Source organism: Bradyrhizobium huanghuaihaiense, from assembly GCF_025200885.1.
GTDB classification, from domain to species: Bacteria; Pseudomonadota; Alphaproteobacteria; order Rhizobiales; family Xanthobacteraceae; genus Bradyrhizobium; species Bradyrhizobium huanghuaihaiense.
In genome coordinates this window covers 6,177,734-6,196,527 of the sequence record NZ_CP104172.1, presented here as the reverse complement: position 1 = coordinate 6,196,527, position 18,794 = coordinate 6,177,734, and the positions used below count along the sequence as shown (strand labels likewise).

At 66.1% G+C, this 18,794-nt stretch carries 16 protein-coding genes; 10 read left to right on the top strand and 6 right to left on the bottom strand.

Translation table 11 applies throughout. The annotated features are described in order from the left end of the window. Positions 1-19: 19 nt before the first annotated feature. From N2603_RS29365 to N2603_RS29345, 5 genes are all read right to left on the bottom strand, one after another. A complete protein-coding gene (locus N2603_RS29365) occupies positions 20-1,060 on the bottom strand; it encodes a Bug family tripartite tricarboxylate transporter substrate binding protein (RefSeq protein ID WP_311740674.1) in 1,041 nt (346 codons plus the stop codon). A 202-nt stretch (positions 1,061-1,262) separates the two neighbouring features. Continuing rightward, positions 1,263-2,015: a siderophore-interacting protein gene (locus tag N2603_RS29360; RefSeq protein WP_260384870.1), complete on the bottom strand. Its 753-nt coding sequence runs from the start codon at positions 2,013-2,015 to the stop codon at positions 1,263-1,265. A 15-nt stretch (positions 2,016-2,030) separates the two neighbouring features. Continuing rightward, positions 2,031-2,720, bottom strand: a complete 690-nt coding sequence (locus N2603_RS29355; RefSeq protein WP_260384869.1) for an O-methyltransferase — start codon at positions 2,718-2,720, stop codon at positions 2,031-2,033. A 105-nt stretch (positions 2,721-2,825) separates the two neighbouring features. After that, a complete protein-coding gene (locus N2603_RS29350; RefSeq protein WP_260384868.1) occupies positions 2,826-3,644 on the bottom strand; it encodes an AraC family transcriptional regulator in 819 nt (272 codons plus the stop codon). Between the two features lie 97 nt (positions 3,645-3,741). Further along, positions 3,742-4,710, bottom strand: coding sequence for a LysR family transcriptional regulator (locus N2603_RS29345; RefSeq protein WP_260424289.1), 969 nt, complete (start codon positions 4,708-4,710; stop codon positions 3,742-3,744). A gap of 176 nt (positions 4,711-4,886) precedes the next feature. Between N2603_RS29345 and N2603_RS29340 the strand changes: the two genes are divergently transcribed. The 10 genes from N2603_RS29340 to N2603_RS29295 all read left to right on the top strand — a co-directional run bounded on the left by N2603_RS29340 (position 4,887) and on the right by N2603_RS29295 (position 17,777). Continuing rightward, on the top strand, positions 4,887-5,507 hold the full coding sequence (locus N2603_RS29340; protein ID WP_260384867.1) for a UbiX family flavin prenyltransferase: 621 nt from the start codon (positions 4,887-4,889) through the stop codon (positions 5,505-5,507). A gap of 26 nt (positions 5,508-5,533) precedes the next feature. Continuing rightward, positions 5,534-6,946, top strand: a complete 1,413-nt coding sequence (locus N2603_RS29335; protein WP_260384866.1) for a UbiD family decarboxylase — start codon at positions 5,534-5,536, stop codon at positions 6,944-6,946. 106 nt (positions 6,947-7,052) lie between these two features. Beyond that, on the top strand, positions 7,053-7,892 hold the full coding sequence (locus N2603_RS29330; protein ID WP_018647598.1) for a helix-turn-helix transcriptional regulator: 840 nt from the start codon (positions 7,053-7,055) through the stop codon (positions 7,890-7,892). 128 nt (positions 7,893-8,020) lie between these two features. Beyond that, positions 8,021-11,020, top strand: a complete 3,000-nt coding sequence (locus N2603_RS29325) for a xanthine dehydrogenase family protein molybdopterin-binding subunit (protein ID WP_260384865.1) — start codon at positions 8,021-8,023, stop codon at positions 11,018-11,020. Next, positions 11,017-11,832: an FAD binding domain-containing protein gene (locus tag N2603_RS29320; RefSeq protein ID WP_260384864.1), complete on the top strand. Its 816-nt coding sequence runs from the start codon at positions 11,017-11,019 to the stop codon at positions 11,830-11,832. Before N2603_RS29325 ends, N2603_RS29320 begins: the two co-directional genes overlap by 4 nt. After that, the gene (locus N2603_RS29315) at positions 11,829-12,344 is read left to right on the top strand and encodes a (2Fe-2S)-binding protein (RefSeq protein ID WP_018647596.1); all 516 of its coding nucleotides are present in this window, start codon (positions 11,829-11,831) and stop codon (positions 12,342-12,344) included. The genes N2603_RS29320 and N2603_RS29315 overlap by 4 nt, the downstream gene beginning before the upstream one ends. Beyond that, positions 12,337-13,881, top strand: coding sequence for an AMP-binding protein (locus N2603_RS29310; RefSeq protein WP_260384863.1), 1,545 nt, complete (start codon positions 12,337-12,339; stop codon positions 13,879-13,881). Before N2603_RS29315 ends, N2603_RS29310 begins: the two co-directional genes overlap by 8 nt. Before the next feature lie 30 nt (positions 13,882-13,911). After that, the gene (locus N2603_RS29305) at positions 13,912-14,718 is read left to right on the top strand and encodes an enoyl-CoA hydratase/isomerase family protein (protein WP_080135763.1); all 807 of its coding nucleotides are present in this window, start codon (positions 13,912-13,914) and stop codon (positions 14,716-14,718) included. A gap of 77 nt (positions 14,719-14,795) precedes the next feature. Then, positions 14,796-16,127 carry an MFS transporter gene (locus N2603_RS29300; RefSeq protein WP_260384862.1) on the top strand — a complete coding sequence of 444 codons (1,332 nt, stop codon included), beginning with the start codon at positions 14,796-14,798 and terminating at the stop codon, positions 16,125-16,127. Between the two features lie 201 nt (positions 16,128-16,328). Next, a complete protein-coding gene (locus N2603_RS29295; protein WP_260424288.1) occupies positions 16,329-17,777 on the top strand; it encodes an NAD-dependent succinate-semialdehyde dehydrogenase in 1,449 nt (482 codons plus the stop codon). Positions 17,778-17,946: 169 nt separating this feature from the next. Here N2603_RS29295 and N2603_RS29290 read toward each other — a convergent pair whose 3' ends face one another. After that, positions 17,947-18,783 (bottom strand): ABC transporter substrate-binding protein, encoded by an 837-nt coding sequence (locus tag N2603_RS29290; protein ID WP_018647590.1) that lies wholly within the window; start codon positions 18,781-18,783, stop codon positions 17,947-17,949. Positions 18,784-18,794 lie beyond the last annotated feature (11 nt).

The following is an 18,794-nucleotide window of genomic DNA, read 5'->3' as shown; positions in this document are numbered from 1 at the left end:
ATCGGCTCGATGTGACTGATCACATCGGCTCGATGCCGATCTTCTTGATGATCCCGGCCCATTTCGTGGTTTCCGTGGTCATGTAATCGGTCAGGCCTTTGGGGTCCATCACCAGCGGCTCGGCGCCCTGTTCGACGAAGAGGGCACGCACCTTCGGATCGTTCACGGCCTCGATCATCGCCTTGTAGAGCTTGTCGATCACGGCCTTGTCGGTATTCGCCGGCGCAAGCAGCGCAAGCCAGGCCGCGCTCTCGTAGTTTTTCAGGCCGGCCTCGGCCGCGGTCGGCACATCCGGCAGCGCCGTCATGCGCTTGTCGCTGGCCACCGCGAGCGGGCGCGCATCGCCACTCTTGATCAGGCCGAGGACGTTCGGCAACAGCTGGAAGCCGAGGGGCACTTGCCCTGCAATGAAGTCCGGCGTGTAGGCGGCGATGTTGCGGTAAGGAACGTGCGTGAGCTCGGTGCCCGTGAGCTGCTCGAAATAGGCCGCCGACAAATGCTGCGACGAGCCGACGCCGACCGTGCCGTAGTTCAGCTCGCGCGGATGCCCCTTGGCGTAGTCGATCAGCTCGGCCAGCGATTTCGGCGGCAGCTTGGAATTGATCACGATGACATTGGGCATCGTGGCGAACAGGCCGATCGGGGTGAGATCCTTCAGCGGATCGTAGGGAAGCTCCTTGTAGAGCGACTTGTTCGCGGCCAGCGGGCCGGACGTGCTCATCAGCAAGGTGTAGCCGTCAGGGGCCGCATGCGCCGCGGCCGCGGTGCCGATATTGCCGCCGGCGCCGGGACGATTGTCGACCACGAAGGCCTGTCCCAGTGACGTGGACATGCGGTTGAGCAGGATGCGCGTGATGACGTCGCTGGCGCTGCCGCCGGCAAAGGGCACGAGCACCTGGATTGGCCGGGCCGGATAGTCCTGCGCTTGTACAGGACGCAGCCCCGTGGCGGCGAGCAGGGCACCACCGCCGAGTGCGAGCAACGACCTCCTATCGGGATGAAAACCGTCAGCATGCCCAGCTGTGTTATCCGTGTTCTTGCTGCGACCGAACCGTGCCATCTCGGACTGGATCTCCCGACGGTCTCGTTGTGCGAGCCCTGGGATCGTCCGGGACGGGAGTCGGGATGAAGCCAGGTCGCGATTTTCTGCGCCTGGACCGTAGCGAGCAGGCTGCCGCGGTCGTCATGCCTGCTCGTCTCAAAACTTACCAACGCGTCTCATTCTGCGGTGGGCGCGACATCTTGTCCGAGCGAGATGAGGCTCAATCCAGTCCGGTCTTGCCGGGCGACCAATAGGCTTTGGCCTTGATCCGCGACGATGCGACGCCCGCGGCTTTCAGCGCACGGCTGATGCGCTGGATCGAGGATGCCTTGCCGGTCAGGATGAACTGCGCTCCGTTTGCAGCAAGACGCAGCATTTCCGCTTCAACGGTCGCGAGGTGATCCTCGCCGGTGCTGCGCGCGATCAATCTCGCCTGGCCGAGGCTGATGGCCTCCAGCACTTGCTGCGACGTTGCGACATCCGTGGCTTCGAACATGTGGAGTGCGCCACCTGCCTGCAAATTGTCGCGCAAGGCCGCCGCCAGGCCAAACGACGTCTCGTCGCCGAACAGCACAACAGGTGCCTCGAGGCCGGCGAGATCGAGCGAGCGGCGCGGCCCGAAGAACTGGCAGATATCGCCTTCGCGCAAGCCGCTCGCCCATCGGGCGCCGGGGCCGTCGCCATGCGTAAAGGCAAGGAGTCGTGTCCTGCCGCGCACGTCCCACGACATCGGCGTGTAGGTGCGCGCGCTCAGGCCCGCGCCGATCGCGACCTGGATTTTTTGCCCCGCGGTCCAGGCGACGTCCTTGAGGGCCTCGCCTTCGAGCTCGATCAGCCGAAAGTGCGGCGACAGCGTCTCGACGGCCACGACGCGTGCAGGGCGCATCAGCCATCGCAGCAACATGCGCGTGACGCGACCTTGCGGGACCTGCGATGGCTCGGAGAGTTGCGGCGTCTGGCTGGGCTCGATCAAGGTCTGGCTCCCGGACTATCTGGTCTTGACGGTGAGTTCGTTGCCGCGGCCGGGATCGAGTGGCAGCGACAGAGAGAGATAGCCGTTCCGGGGATCGCGGACGTAGTCGACGTAGCCCGAGGCTTCCTCGAGCGCATTCTCGCCGACGATGAGCGCGCTGGGCTTTAAATGGGGCTCCAGCAGCCTGAGAATGGGAAGATACAGGGTGAAGGCGCCGTCGAGCATCACCATGTCGATCTCGCCGAGGCCAGAGCTGAGCGTCTCGCGGGCATCACCGAGCCGGAACTCGACGAAGTCGGCAAGCCCCGCAGCCGCGACGTTTGCGCGAGCGCGCTCGATCTTGCCGGGTTCGAGATCGGTCCCAATCAGGCGGCCGCCGCCCATGTCGCGCAACGCTGCCGCCATGTAGATCGCGGAAATCCCCATCGAGGAGCCGAATTCGACGATGCGCTCGGCCTTGAAGGCGCGGACGCACATGTAGAGGAAGCGTCCGAACCGCGGCGAGACGCTGAGAAAATTGTTCGCAAACCGCTGGTAGACTTCAGTGAGATCGCGGCTCTCGGCCGCGATGGCCTGGCTGATCATCTCTTCGCGGCTCGTGCCTTCGTTCATGAAGGCCTGCATCAGCGGCGCGTCGGCGATCTCCGCTTCCTGATGAAGACGGTGAAGGACGTCTGCGACGAGACCACTGCTGATCGAATCCATGTATCCAGCTCCCTTGCAATGCGCCCACCGGCGCTTCGGAGCCTGGATACGAAATCGCAGCTGCGACCGCATTCCGCGAACGGGACAATCGATTGCGATTTCCGGTCAGTGCGCGCGGCGCTCGGCCAGATATCGCGCCGGCGGCTTGCCCAGCGCTTTGCGGAACATGGTGACGAAGGCGCTCGCGCCCTCATAGCCGAGATCGAGCGCGACTGTTTGCACCGAGGCGCCCTGGTCGAGGCGCTGAAGTGCGATGAGGATGTGGAGCTGCTGGCGCCAGCGGCCAAAGCTCATGCCGGTCTCACGTTGCAGGATGCGGGTGAGGGTGCGTGGGGCGACGGCGATGCGCCGGCCCCAATCGTCGATCGTCGCGCGGTCGGAGGGATCTTCCATCATCGCGCTGGCGATCCGGCGCAGCCTGGCGTCTACAGGCATCGGGAAGCGCAGCTCTTCGACCGGCGCCGCCGAGAGCTGGTCGAGCAGCACCGTGGCGATGCGGCCGTCGGCGCCGTCGACGTCGTACATGACGGGCATGTGGGCCGCGTGCTCCAGCAGATTTGCCAGCAAGGGCGAGATTGACAGCGCGCAGCATTGCCGCGGCAATGTCGGGGCCGCATCCGGCTCGACGAACAGGCAATACATCTCGACATCGCCGATCACGGTGACGCTGTGCGGGACATGGCCGGGAATCCACACCGCGCAGCGCGGCGGCACGATCCAGACGCCGTGCCCGGCCTCGAGCCTGACGATGCCCCGCAAGGTCAGGACAAGCTCGTCCTTGCGATGCTCGTGCATGGCCAGCTCCATGCCCTTGGTGGCCATGCGGCCGCCGAAGGCGGTGATGGCGCGCGGCACGGTCTCGGGGTCGAAGCCCTCGAGATCATCGGGGACAATATGGTCGTCGTTGAGCTGGAAGAAGGGCATGGCGGGAGGATGGCGGATCCAGACGCGATGGGTGGTATCGACAATATCGGCTTGCGATTGCGAGATTCAACGCAGACGGCGGCAATCTCGATTGGTTCTAACTGGCTCGCTTCCGCGGCTTTCGGCCCTCCTTGCGGGAAGCCGAGCTTTTGCCGCCGGAGGAGGGCTCCACAAACTCGCGCGCCACGGCCGCGGCCTGCGCAAGATCGTGGCTGATGACATCGAGCACGGCCTTGGCCGCCGCCGACACCGCGCGCCGCGGGTGATGCACCCAGGCGATCGAGCGTACGATCCTCTGCGCATCGAAGCGATGCGCCCGGATGGCGCCGCTCGCCAGCGATTGCCGGAGCGCGATGGTCGGCAGCACCGTCGCGAAATCGGTCGTCGCAATGACGTCGCAGAGCGCCGGCAGCGTATCGAGCTCGAGCCGAGGGCGCAGGTCGATGCCAATTGCGGCGGCGTGCTCGTCGAGGATCAGGCGCAGGCCATGGCGCTTGGACGGCAGCACGAGGTCGAAACTCGCGATGTGGTCGAAACGCAGTCTTGCAGGCGGCTTGATCGGGCCGTCCTTGCGGCAGGCAAACACCATCTCCTCGTCCATGACGTGATGCGCGGCGAGCGGCGTCTTGCGGCGCGGCACGTTGATCAGCGCGAAATCGAGCTGGCCGGTGTTGACCCAGTCGACCAGCGTCTCGGTGTAGCCCTCGCAGACCGACAGCGTGATCTCCGGATAGCGGCTGGCGACGGTCGCCGACGACCTCGCCATCGTGCTTTGCGCCACAGAGGTGATGAGGCCGACCGAGACGCGACCCGAGATGCGCCCGCCGAGCTGCGCCATCTCCTGCCGCGCATATTCGGCGTCGCGCACGATCGGCGCCGTCAGCCGCACCAGCGCTTCGCCGGCACTGGTCAGATTCATGCCCTGGACACTGCGGTCGAACAGTTTCTGGCCGAGCTCGGCCTCGAGCTTGGCGATCTGCATGCTCAGCGCCGGCTGCACGATGTTGAGCTGGCGTGCCGCCCGGGTGACGTTCCTCTCCTCGGCCAGGCACAGGAAATATTGCATTTGCCTGAGTTCCACGGTGCCTCTCCTCCGTAAGCAGTCTCGCTCCCGTTCATCATCTCAAATGATCGATTGTATAATCAATCATTATTTGTGGTGATGGATGCGGTTGCCTAGTCTTGGCGCGGATGAACGTGGACCTCAGAGGGCGCACGATCCACGGGAGCGAAGCCAAAGATATGCAGGACGCCAGCCCCAAGCGGATGATCGTCGGCATTTCCGGCGCCTCGGGCGTCACCTATGGCGTGCGCCTGCTGCAGCTCCTGCGCAATGCCGGCGTCGAGACGCATCTGGTGATGTCGAAGACCGCCGAGCAGACCTTCGCCTACGAGACGGACCTGAAGATTGCGGAGGTGAGGGCGCTCGCCAATGTCAACCACGCGATCGACGACATGGCCTCCGCAATCTCCAGCGGCTCGTTCCGCACCGCCGGGATGATCGTGGCGCCGTGCTCGATGCGCTCGATGTCCGAGATCGCGTCGGGCGTGACCACGACATTGCTGACCCGAGCTGCCGACGTCGTGCTCAAGGAGCGCCGGCGCCTGGTGCTGATGGTGCGCGAGACGCCGCTGCATACCGGGCACCTCCGAACGATGACGGCACTCTCGGAGATGGGCGCGATCATCGCGCCGCCCGTGCCGGCCTTCTACGCCAAGCCCGAAAGCCTCGAAGACATGATCGAGCACACCGTCGGCCGCGTACTCGACCTCTACGACATCGATATCGGCGTCGTGCGCCGCTGGGGTGAGGACGAGGCGCTCAAGCGCCGCTCGCCGTCGCTGCGCAAGATCGCGCCCTGACTAGAAGACCTTAAGGAAAGACCCGTATGCAAATGGAGAATGTTGCGAGGAACGCGCCCGCCGATCTGCGCGCCTGGCTCGCTTATCTCGCCGAGCGCGGCAAGCTCGCGATCGCGCGCGAGGGCGTTGCGCTGGCGGACGAACTCGCCGCCATCGCAAAACGGCTGGAGCGCGACAGCGCCGTGCTGTTTCCACGCCCCGACGGGCACGCGATCCCGGTCGTCGCGAACCTCTTTACCGGCCGCGACTGGGTTGCCGAGTCCATCGGCGTCACCGAGGACGAGTTGCTGCCGCGGTTCCTTGCTGCCGCGAGCCATCCGCTGCCGACGCAGGAGGTCGCGAGCGGGCCGGTGCAGGAGGTCGTCCATGACGACGTCGACCTGCTGCGCCAGCTTCCGGTGCCCAAGCACAATGAGCGCGACAGCGGCCCCTACATCACGGCGGGCCTGCTGATTGCCCGCAACCCGAAGACCGGCGTTCAGAACGTCTCGATCCACCGCTGCCAGATCTCCGCCAAGAACCGCATCGGCGTGCTGCTGCTGCCGCGGCATACCTTCTCCTACTATCGTCTCGCCGAGGAGCTGGGGCAGGCGCTGGAGATTGCGATCGTCATCGGCGCGCATCCCGCCTTGATGCTTGCCTCGCAGGCGATCGCAGCGCTCGACGAGGACGAGATGGCGATTGCCGGTGCGCTGCTCGGTGCGCCCGTTGACGTCGTGAAGTGCCGCACCAATTCGGTCCGCGTGCCCGCGCATGCGGAGATCGTGATCGAGGGGCGCATCCTGCAGGGCGTGCGCGAACCGGAAGGCCCGTTCGGCGAATTCCCCCAATATTATGGTCCGCGCGCCAATCGCGAGGTGATCGAGGTCGATGCGATCACGCATCGCAAGGCGCCGATCTTCCACACCATCGTCGGCGGCGGCTTCGAGCACCTGATCCTCGGCGGCGTGCCGCGCGAGGCGACGCTGCTGCAGCATCTGCGCCGCAGCTTTCCCGGCGTGCTCGACGTTCGCCTCACGCGCGGCGGCACCTGCCGCTATCATCTCGCGATCAAGATCGACAAGACCAATGACGGCGAGCCCAAGAACATCATGATGTGCGCGTTCGGCGCGCATTACGACATCAAGCAGGTGGTCGTGGTGGACAAGGACGTCGATATTTCCTCGTCCGAGGAGATCGAATGGGCGGTGGCGACGCGCTTCCAGGCCGACCGCGATCTCATGGTCGTGTCAGGCGCGCTCGGCTCGAAGCTCGATCCGACCACCGACAATGGCATCAGCGCGAAGATGGGCTTGGACGCGACCGCGCCGGTCAGCGCGCCCGAGCTCGCCTACAAGCGCATTCGCGTCAAGGGCGAGGAGGAGGTCGACCTCGCCACGGCCTTGCAGGCCGATCCCAGTGCCGCGGTCGCGCGCCTTCTCGGGGAGGCGCTGACATGACCGGCTTGCGTCGGTTTGCGCGGTTGGAATATGAAGCGGGTGCTGCTTATAGTGCCGCGCCAACAAGCCAATCATTTTGCAGCGCAACGCTGGGAGGAAGGAACTGATGTCGACGGCCCTGCGCATCGCTCATGGCGCTTTCGGCAGGGTCGCACTGCTCGACATGGACCGTTCGCTGGTCCGTCACGCCCATCATCACTGCCACGTCCTGCTCAAGGTCGAGGGCGCCGACACGCAATTTTTGGTCGGCGACCAGGTCACGCCGCTCACGGACACCGCCGCCGTGCTCGTCGACGGCTGGAAGCCGCACGCCTATGTGCACGACGTCAACCGGCCGCGCACGCTGATCATGGCACTCTATATCGAGCCGGAATGGCTGAAGGAGTTCCGCCCCGGTTGGGCCGCGAGCGGCGCGCCCGGCTTTTTCGAGCGGCCCTCGGGCGAGGTCTCGCCGCGCATCCGCCAGCTCACGCTGCATCTGGCGGCTGAAATGATGGCGAATCCGGATGCGGTGCGGACCCACGAGCAGACGCTGTCCGACCTGATGATCGCGGTGATCGAGCGCTTCACGCCGTGGCGCAGCTTCCCGACCTCGATCCGCGGCATGAGCGCAGTGAGCTGCGACTGGCGCATTCGCCGCGCCATGGATGCGATGCGCGCGCAGGATTCCTATGGGAGCGTCGATCAGTTCGTGAAGGGCGCAGGGCTGTCGCGCGCGCAGTTCTTCCGTCTGTTCGAGACCTCGCTCGGCGTCTCCCCAAAAATCTATCTCAACGTCGTCCGCATGGAGCGGGCCCTCGACGCTGTGATGCGCGAGGACACGCCGCTCGGCGAGCTCAGCGAGCGCTTTGGTTTTCCGGAGCCGGCGCATTTCACGCGCTTCTTCCGCGATCACGCGGGCGTCAGCCCGCGCGAGTTTCGCAACGTCTCGCGTCTTGCGGGTTGATATTGCGCCGCACGCGCTCGAATGAGACGATTTGGTAAGTCGTGAGAGCGGGCGGTATGGGCCCTGCACCCCTGTCCTGACAAGTGTCACCGTCGCGTCAAAGAACGCGTCGGGAGGTATGCCGGGACATGTTGCAGGCGGTCAAATCCGCAAATCCGGGACATGGCGATGTGCCGTGGGTCGGGCGCTCGATCGAGCGCGTCGAGGACGCCGCGCTGCTCTCCGGTCGCGGCCGCTTCATCGACGATCTCGGCGTTGCGCCCGGCACGCTGCACGCGACCATCCTGCGCTCGCCGCGCGCGCATGCCGATATTCTTTCCATCGATGCTGAAGCTGCAAAGCGTCTTCCGGGCGTTGCCGCGGTTCTGACCGGCGCCGACGTCAGGGCCGTCACGACAAGCCTCGTCGTCGGCGTGAAGGCGCCGGTGGAATGCTGGCCGATCGCGATGGGCCGCGTGCGCTATGTCGGCGAGCCCGTCGCCGTGATCGTCGCGACGGATCGTGCGCGCGCCGAGGATGCGGCGGAGCTGATCAACGTCGAATACCGTCCGCGCGGCGCGGTGGTCGATCCGCTTGGTGCGATCGCAGCTGGCGCGCCCGTGCTGCACGACGGCTTCCCCGGCAATCTCGCCAGCGACCGCTCGTTCCGCTACGGCGATCCCGAGAAGGCGTTCGCGGACGCGCCGCATCGCTTCTCCATCGACATCCGCTATCCCCGCAATTCCTGCACGCCGATCGAGACCTATGGCGTCGTCGCCTCGCATGACGCAGGCGAGGATGCCTACGAGGTGCTCGCCAACTTCCAGGGCCCGTTCAGCATCCACACGGTGATCGCGCGGGCGCTGAAGGTGCCGGGCAATCGCTTACGGCTGCGCACGCCGTCGGATTCCGGCGGCAGCTTCGGCGTCAAGCAGGGCGTGTTTCCCTATATCGTGCTGATCGCCGCCGCGGCGCGCGTCACGGGCCGGCCGGTGAAATGGATCGAGGACCGGCTCGAGCATCTCACCGCCTCGGTGTCCGCGACCAATCGCGCGACGACGCTGGCGGCGGCGGTTGCGGCCGACGGAAAGATCCTCGCGCTGGACTGGGATCAGGTCGAGGATTGCGGCGCTCATTTGCGCGCGCCCGAGCCGGCGACGCTCTACCGCATGCACGGCAATCTGACCGGTGCCTACGACATCAGCCACGTCAAGGTCCGCAACCGCGTCGTCGTCACCAACAAGACGCCGACCGGCCTCAACCGCGGCTTTGGCGGGCCGCAGGTCTATTTCGCGCTGGAACGGCTGGTACAGCGCATCGCGATCGGCCTCGGCCTCGATCCGCTCGACGTCATCAGGCGCAATCTGATCGGCGCGGATGCGTTTCCCTACCGCACCGCGACCGGTGCTCTCCTCGACTCCGGCAACTATCAGGAAGCCGTCGCGCGCGCGGTCGAGCAGGGCAGGCTTGCGGAGCTGAAAGCAAAGCGGGACGCGGCGCGGGCCGAGGGGCGTCTCTACGGCATCGGCTTCACCGCCGCGGTCGAGCCCAGCGTCTCCAACATGGGTTACATCACGACCGTGCTGACGGCGGCCGAGCGCCGCAAGGCAGGTCCCAAGAACGGTGCGCAGGCGACCGCGACCGTCGGGCTCGATCCCGTCGGCAGTGTTACCGTGCACGTGGCGTCCGTGCCGCAGGGGCAGGGCCATCGCACCGTGCTGTCGCAGGTCGTCGCCGACGTTTTTGGCCTGGAGCCCAGGGATATCCGCGTCAACACCGAGATCGACACCGCGAAGGACGCGTGGTCGATCGCCTCGGGCAATTACGCCAGCCGTTTTGCCGCGGCGGTGGCGGGCACGGCGAAGATCGCAGCCGAGCGCGTCGCCGGCAAGCTCGCGCGCATCGCCGCTAGCCAGTTGAACGTCGAGGCCGCCGACATCGTGTTTGCAAAGGGCTTCGTCGCCTCGAAGCACAATCCGGAGAACCGGATCGCGTTCTCGCGCGTCGCTGCGCTCAGCCATTGGTCGCCGGGCTCGCTGCCTGACGATGCCGGCCAGACCATCCGTGAGACCGCGTTCTGGACGCCGCCGGAGCTGACGCCGCCCGACGACGACGACCGCATCAACTCCTCGCTCTGCCACGGCTTCATCTTCGACTTCTGCGGCGTCGAGGTCGATCGCACCACGCTGGAGACGCGGATCGATCGCTACGTCACGATGCATGATTGCGGCACCATTTTGCATCCGGGCATGGTCAACGGTCAGATCCGCGGCGGCTTTGCCCAGGCGCTCGGTGCGGCGCTCCTCGAGGAATATGGCTATGCCGAGGACGGCAGTTTTCTGACGGGTACGCTCGCCGACTATCTGCTGCCGACCACGACCGAGGTGCCTGAGCCCGAGATCTTCCACATGGAGACGCCGTCGCCGTTCACGCCGCTCGGCGCCAAGGGTGTCGGCGAAGGCAATTGCATGTCGACGCCGGTGTGCCTTGCCAATGCGGTCGCGGATGCGCTGGGCGTTGCCGACATCACTCTGCCGCTGGTGCCGGCGAGGCTGGCTGAGCTCGTGCGCGGCGCCGAGCCGCCGCCTCCCGCAGGCGCGGCTGTTGCGCCCGTGCGCGAAGGCGATCGGCGGCTGCGCGGCGAAGGACAGGCCACGGTGAAGGGCGCGCCCCAGCAGGTCTGGGCGATGCTGCTCGATCCCGCGACGTTGCAGTCGGTCATTCCCGGTTGCCAGCGCGTCGACAAGGTCACCGACACGCTTTTCCGCGCCGACGTCACGCTCGGCATCGGCCCCGTCACCGGCCGCTATCGCGCCGACGTCGAGCTGTTCGATCTCGATCCGCCGCGCGCGGTCGCCTTGCGCGGCGGCGCCACTGGCGCACTCGGTTTCGGCAGCGCGGAGGGACGCATCACGCTCGCGTCCGACGGTAACGGCGGAACGAAACTGGCGTACAGCTACGACGCCGCCATCGGCGGCAAGGTCGCGAGCATCGGCGGCCGCCTGCTCGATGGCGCGACGCGCGTGATCATCGGGCAGTTCTTCACGGCGCTCGCGCGCAAGGCCGGTGGTGGTGGCGCGGAAGGCGGAGGTTTCTCGCTGTTCGCGTTGCTGGCGAAGATGGCCAGCCTGTTCGGGGGACGCCGATGAAGCCGCCCGCATTCGACTATCTCCGGGCCGGGAACGTGGGCGACGTGCTCGAAGGGCTCGCGCAGCAGGGCGGCGATGCCCGTGTGCTCGCCGGCGGGCAGTCGCTGATGGCGATGCTCAACATGCGCCTCGCCAAGCCGAAGCTGCTGATTGACATCATGCGGATTAAAGAACTCCGCCAGATCGAGCGGAAGAACGATGCCGTCGTCATCGGCGCCGGCGTGCGCCAGGCGGATCTGTTGGCCTGGCCCGATCTTGCCGAGGCGCTGCCGCTGGTGGCCCTGGCGCTGCCCTGGGTCGGGCACGTGCAGACCCGCAGCCGCGGCACCATCTGCGGCTCGCTCGCGCATGCCGATCCCAGTGCCGAGATGCCCCTGGCGCTGGTTGCGCTCGGCGGCGAGGTGTTGTTGCGTAACGCCAGGCGTCGGCGGCGCGTTGCTGCCAAGGACTTCTTCGCCGGCATGATGCTGACCGCGCGCGCCGACGACGAGCTGATCGAAGGCATCTCGCTGCCCGTCATCAAGGGATCGCGCGTCGCCTTCCGCGAGGTGGCGCGCCGGCACGGCGATTTTGCCATCGTTGCCTGCGCGGCGATGAAAACGCCGAACGGCGTGCGTCTCGCCGTCGGCGGTGTCGCCGACGTTCCGACAGCGCGCGACTGGCCGCGGCTGGAGGGCAGCGCCCTCGATGATGCCCTCAATGCTTTTGCCTACGATCTCGGTGCGCGCGACGACGTCCACGCCACGGCGCGCTATCGCCGCGACCTCGTGCGCATGATCGGCCGCGATCTGATCCGCGAGGTGCTGCAATGACCCGTCTCAAGGCCGATCGGCGGCATGCGGTCCGGTTCTCGCTCAACGGCAAGCCGGTCGAGGCTGAGGCCGAGCCGCGCATGCTGCTGTCGGATTTCCTGCGCCACCAGCTGGGTGCCACCGGCACCCATGTCGGCTGCGAGCACGGCGTCTGCGGCGCCTGCACCGTTGTCGTCGACGGCATGCTGACCCGGTCCTGCCTGACGCTTGCTGCGCAGGTCGATGGCTGTGAGCTCAAAACGGTCGAAGGCATTGCGCCCTCGGCCGACCGGCTTGGCGTGCTGCAGCAGGCGTTTCGCCGAAACCACGCGCTCCAGTGCGGCTTCTGTACCGCTGGCATCTTGATGTCGCTGGACCACTATCTCGGCAAGAACCCAAATCCGACCGAAGCGGAGATCCGCGATCTCCTCAGCGGGCATATCTGCCGCTGCACCGGTTACACCCCGATCATCCAGGCGGCGTTAGATGCCGCCGCCGAGCTCACTTCCAAAAAAGAGACGTCTGATGCTTGATCTCGCCAGCAGCTTCGTTGCCAGCGCCGCGCGCGATCCCAACGTTATCGCATTGATCGACGGCGATCTCCGCCTGACCTACCGGCAGTGGTACGACAAGATCTCCGCGCTGGTGGCCTCCTTCGACCGCCTAGGCCTCAAGCCCGGCGATCACGTCGTCACGCTGCTGCAAAATCGCTGGGAGGCGGCGACGCTGCACTGGGCCTGCCAGTTCGCAGGCCTCGTGATCACGCCGATCAACTGGCGCGCCAAGGCCGACGAGCTCGATTACTGCATCGAGAACGCCGAGGCCTGCGCGGTGTTCTATCAGGACATCTCTGCCGAGGCGGTGCAGGGGGCGGCGCTGGCAGGCAAGCTGCTGCGCGTGTCCGTCGATCCGGGAGCGGGTGAGGCGACGAGCTTCGCCGATCTGATCAAAAACGCTGCGCCGGACGCCGAGCCGCGCGTCGGCGCCGATGCCTGGTCGATCATGCTCTATACGTCAGGCACGACCTCGCGCCCGAAGGGCGTGCCGCGCCGGCATCGCGCCGAACGCGCCGCCGCGATTGCCCATGTCGCGCAAAACCTCTATGGCCGCGGCGAGCGCACGCTCGGCGTCATGCCGCTCTACCACACCATGGGCGTCCGCTCGCTGCTGGCGATGTCGCTGATCGGCGGCACGTTCATCTGCCTGCCGCGCTATGACAGCCGCCATGCGCTGGCGCTGATCGAGCGGGAAGCGATCACCAATCTCTATCTGGTGCCGACGCTCTATCACGACCTCGTCCATCACGAGGCCTTTGCCGGGACCAATGTCTCCAGCGTCCGCAAGCTCGGCTTTGCCGGCGCGTCGATGACCGACGGCCTGCTCAAGAAGCTGAACGTGGCGTTCAAGCCAAATCTGTTCGTCAACCATTACGGCAGCTCGGAGATCTACACCTTTACGATCGATCAGAACGCGGCGGCAAAGCCGGGCTCGGCCGGCAAGGCGGGGCTGAACCAGCACGTCAAGGTCGTTCGCATCGGCGCGCGGTCGGTCGCGGAGCTTGCCACCGTCGGTGAAGAAGGCGAGATCATCGCGACGCTTGCCGGCGACGAAGCCTTTGAGGGCTACTGGCGGCGCCCTGAGGCCGATGCAAAATCGCTGCGCGAGGGCTGGTACTTCACCGGCGACACCGGCTACGTCGATCCCGACGGCGACCTGTTCGTCACCGGCCGCGTCGACGACATGATCATCACCGGCGGCGAGAACGTCTCGCCGGTCGAGATCGAGAGCTGCCTGTCGCTGCACCCCGCCGTCGACGAGGTCGCGGTGGTCGGCGTCGCTGATGAGAAATGGGGCAAGGTCGTCGCCGCCTTCGTCAAGCGCAACCGCGCGGTCTCGGAAGTCGAGCTGGAGCAGTTCTGCCGCACCTCTGGACTTGCCAATTTCAAGCGGCCGCGCCGCTACGTCTTCGTCGACGCGATCCCGAAATCGCCGGTCGGCAAGCTGCTGCGGCGATTGCTCGTCGCCGGAGAATACGAGGCCGAGCGCCTGCCGCCGTCGGACGCGGCCTGATCATCACCCCATCAACAGAAGGAAGCCAACATGCCGTCACCCTATACATTCGCCGATCCGCGGCTCGCAAAACTCGACGGGTTCAAGGTCGAGATCGACGAGGCGCATGAGCGCGCCGACATCATCCTGGGGAGGCCGCCCTATAACGTCGTGGCGATGCCGCAGCGCGACCAGCTCCGGTTGACCTTCGAGACGCTGGACGAAGACCCGCGCGTCCGCGTCATCGTGGTGCGCGGCGAGGGCGAGCATTTCTCCAGCGGAGGCAATATCGGCGGCTTCATGGAGGCAAGCCCGGAGCATGTCTCCAAGCTCGCCTGGAACATCGCCGCGCCCGCGCGCTGCGCCAAGCCCGTCATCGTCGCCAATCGCGGCTATTGCTTCGGCGTCGGCTTCGAGCTGTCGCTCGCCTGCGACTTCCGCATCGCCTCCGAGACCACGCAATACGCGCTGCCGGAGCAGAAGCTCGGTCAGATCCCGGGCTCGGGCGGCTCGGCGCGCCTGCAGAAGATGGTCGGCATCACCCGCACCAAGGACATCGTGATGCGGTCCAAGCGCATTTCGGCCAAGCAGGCCTATGAGTGGGGCATCGCCACCGAATGTGTGCCGGATGCCGAGCTTGAGAAGGCGACCGACAGGCTGGTCGACGAGCTCCGCACCTTCTCGCCGCTGGCGCAGCGCACCGCCAAGAAGCTGCTCAACGACACCGAGGACTCGACGCTCGCCATCGCCATCGAGCTTGAAGGCCATTGCTACAGCCGCCTGCGCCAGTCCGAAGACTTCAAGGAGGGCGTCGAGGCCTTCAACGCCAAGCGTCCGCCGAAATTCGTCGGCCGCTGACGCGCGACGTAAACGAACTGCCGCGGTCCGCAATGGCGCGGACCGCGGCGCCATTCAAACGGGGGAGGTAAAACAAAATGGCTGAGATGGATATGCCGGTCGCGGGTGCAGAGGCATCGGCGGACAACAAGCAGATGGTCAATGCGATCATCGCGTCGGTGCTCGGGTGGGCACTCGATCTGTTCGATTTGTTCATTCTGCTCTACGTGGCGCCGGTCGTCGGCGCGCTGTTCTTTCCGTCGAGCAACGCGGCGCTGTCGCTGGCGGCGGTCTACGGCTCGTTCGCCGTGACGCTGCTGATGCGGCCGCTGGGATCGGCGGTGTTCGGACATTATGCCGACGTGCACGGCCGCAAGCAGGCCATGCTGATCGCCATTGTGGGCGTCGGCCTCAGCACGGCGGCGTTTGGCCTCTTGCCGACCATCGCGCAGGTCGGCGTGATCGCGCCGATCATCTTCTTGATCCTGCGCCTGGTGCAGGGCGTGTTCGTCGGCGGTGTCGTGGCCTCGACCCACACCATCGGCACCGAATCCGTGCCGCCGCAATGGCGCGGCGCGATGTCGGGCCTGGTCGGCGGCGGCGGCGCCGGCATCGGTGCGCTGCTGGCGTCCTTCATCTTCCTGGTCACATCCTCGGTATTCCCCGGCGATGCCTTTGCTGTCTGGGGCTGGCGCTTCATGTTCTTCTCGGGACTGCTGAGCTCGCTGCTTGGCTGGTTCATCTTCCGCAACCTCGAGGAATCGCCCTATTTCAAGGAGCTCAAGCGCCAGCAGGGCAACAAGCAGGCGAAGGTCTCGAAGGCGCCGGTCAAGGACGTGTTCTCCGGCGAGTATCGCGGCGTTCTGCTGGTCAATCTGCTCATCACCTTCGGTGGCGGCGCCGGCTATTACCTCACCTCCGGCTATCTGCCGAGCTTCCTGAAGGTCATCAACGCGGTCCCGAACCAGACCTCGTCGCTGATCCTGATGGGCGCGAGCGTCTCGGCGTTCTTCTCGGCCGTGCTGATCGGCGCGCTGAGCGACTGGATCGGCCGCAAGAAGACCTTCCTGCTGATCGGCGTGCTGGCGGCGGTGCTGCTGCCGCTGTGCTATCTCAATCTCGCGGCGACCAAAGACACGACGCAGATCACGCTTCTTGCACTCGCCATCGCCTTCATCGGCAATGCCGGCTATGCGCCGGTGCTGATCTTCCTCAACGAGCGTTTCCCGACCGCGCTGCGCGCCAGCGGCACCGGCCTGTCCTGGAACATCGGCTTTGCGCTGGGCGGCATGATGCCGACCTTCGTCTCGCTGGTGAGCGCCAGCCCGGCGCAGATCCCGATGTCGCTGGCTTATTTCGCGGTCGGCGTGTTCGTGATCTATCTGATCGGGGCGGTCGTGATCCCCGAGACCAAGGGCAACTTCCGCTGAGCCTCGCGCCGGCGCGGCCGCCTTGCCGTCGCGCCGGCGCGCTCGATGCATCCCGTGGGCACCGGATGGGCGACCCCGTCGACCGGAAGATCAGCGATGCCTTGCGGCGGCATCATTGATCCCTTTTCGCCGTGCCCCTTTCGGTGTAGCTCTGCGCCCGCTTGAAACGGGGGGGCGCTGGGCCCGCCGATGACCGAAATCATGGAGGCACCAAGGATGTATCCGAAAGTACAAATGTTCATCGCCGGCGAGTGGACCGACGGCACGTCCGGCAAGTCGGAGGACATCCTCAATCCCGCGACCGGCCAGCCGATCGGCAAGACCCCGCACGCCTCGAAGGCCGATCTCGACCGCGCGCTGGAAGCCGCTAAGGCCGGTTTCGAAGTCTGGCGCAAGACCTCGCCGTTCGACCGCTACAAGCTGATGCGCAAGGCCGCGGACATCATCCGCTCCCGCGCCGCCGAGATCGCGCCCGTCATGACCATGGAGCAGGGCAAGCCGGTGGTGGAAGCGCAGGGCGAGACCATGCTCGCCGGCGACCTCATCGACTGGTTCTCCGAGGAAGCCCGCCGTGCCTATGGCCGCATCGTGCCGCCGCGGATGGGCAACGTCTCCCAGCTCGTGACCAAGGAGCCGGTCGGCCCGGTCGCCGCGTTCACGCCCTGGAATTTCCCGATCAACCAGGCGGTGCGCAAGATTTCGGCCGCGCTCGCCGCCGGCTGCTCGATCATCGTCAAGGGGCCGGAAGAGACCCCCGCGAGCTGCATGGAGCTGGTGCGCGCCTATGCCGATGCCGGCATTCCTCCCGGCGTCGTCCAGCTGGTGTTCGGCGTGCCGTCGGAAGTGTCGGAATATCTCATTCCGCATCCGATCATCCGCAAGATCAGCTTTACGGGCTCGACCGCGGTCGGCAAGCATCTGGCCGCGCTCGCCGGCCTGCACATGAAGCGCGTCACCATGGAGCTCGGCGGTCATGCGCCGGCGATCGTGTTCGCGGATGCGGACCTCGACAATGCCGCGAAAATCCTGTCGGCCAACAAGTTCCGCAATGCCGGTCAGGTCTGCGTCTCGCCGACGCGCTTTCTGGTGCATGAGAGCGTCTATCAGCCGTTCGTCGACAAGTTCGTCGCAGCCGCCAAGAGCCTCAAGGTCGGCAACGGCCTCGACAAGGACACCCGCATGGGTCCGCTGGCCAACCCACGCCGCGTCGACGCCATGGAAGGTCTTGTCTCCGACGCGGTCCAGCGCGGCGCCAAGGTCCAGGCCGGCGGCAAGCGCATCGGCAATGAGGGCTTCTTCTTCGAGCCGACCGTGATCACCGACGTGCCGCGCGAGGCCCGCATCATGAACGAGGAGCCGTTCGGGCCGCTGGCGCCGATCACATCGTTCCGCAGCTATGACGAGGTGGTGGCCGAGGCCAACCGTCTGCCGTATGGCCTTGCGGCGTATGCCTACACCACCTCGACCAAGACGATGCAGGCGATCGGCGCTGACGTCGAGAGTGGCATGGTCTCGATCAACCACCACGGCCTCGCGCTGCCGGAAGTGCCGTTCGGCGGCATCAAGGATTCCGGCTACGGCTCGGAAGGCGGCCTCGAGGCGATCGAGGGGTACCTCAATACGAAGTTCGTGACCCAGGCGAGCGCGTAAGGAAACTTACGGCTCTCGTGCCCCGGACGCAGCGCAGCGCTTCTTCAGCGGTGCGCTGCAGAGCCGGGGCCCATCTTGTCGCGCGTCGTGCCCCATCTCTGGGTCCCGGCTCTGCGCAGCAACGCTTGTGCGTTGCAGCGCGTCCGGGACACGAGATCGGAGGCCGCGATCAATTCGTCGGCCCATCCCCGCGAATGGCAAACGTCGTTGCCTTCAGCTTGGTCATGCCGAACTTGTCGAACAGCTTGTCATAGGTGCCGTCAGTGCGGATCGCGGTGAGGGCATCGGCGACGGCCTGGGCGAGCAGCTTGTCACGGAAGGCAAAAGTGATGTCCGTGCCGGCGATGTCGCGGACCCAGATCTTTGCGATGCCCTTCTGCTCGAGCGAGTTGGCGGTCTCGTTGATGTTGAGCGCCGCCTCGAGCTGCCCGGCGCGCAGCGCCGCCGAGGTAGCGGTGACGGTGGTGAAGGTGCGCAGCTCGATCGGCTTCAGGCCCTTGGCCTCCATCGCCGTGCTGAACTCGCGCGCCTTGCGCTCGGTGTAGGTCGCCGATTCCACGCCCACCACGCGGCCGGCGAGATCCTCGAATTTCTCCAGCTTCAGGCTGGAGGAGGGATCGGTGTAGATGCTGATCGCCTGCTGGGCGTAAGGCACGAGGTAGAGCATCTTGGAACGCTCCTCGGTCCAGAACAGGCCGGTGTTGATGGCGTCGAACCGTCCCGAGCGCAGCGCCGGGATCATCGGCGGGAAGTCCATGCGCAGGAACACCGCCTCGACGCAGATGCGCTTGGCGATCTCGCGGGCGAGCTCGACATTGAGGCCCTGCAGCTCGCCCTTGTCGTCGACGAATTGCTGCGGCGGCAGCGTCGGGTTGATCGACATCTGCCATTTCGGCGCCTCGATCAGGCTCGACGCCGGCACCTTCGGCGTGCAGGTCTGGGCACCCGCGGCCTGCGTCAGGCCGACCAGCAGGGCGAGGGCGGAGAAGGTTTTTGGAAATCGCATCTGAATACTCC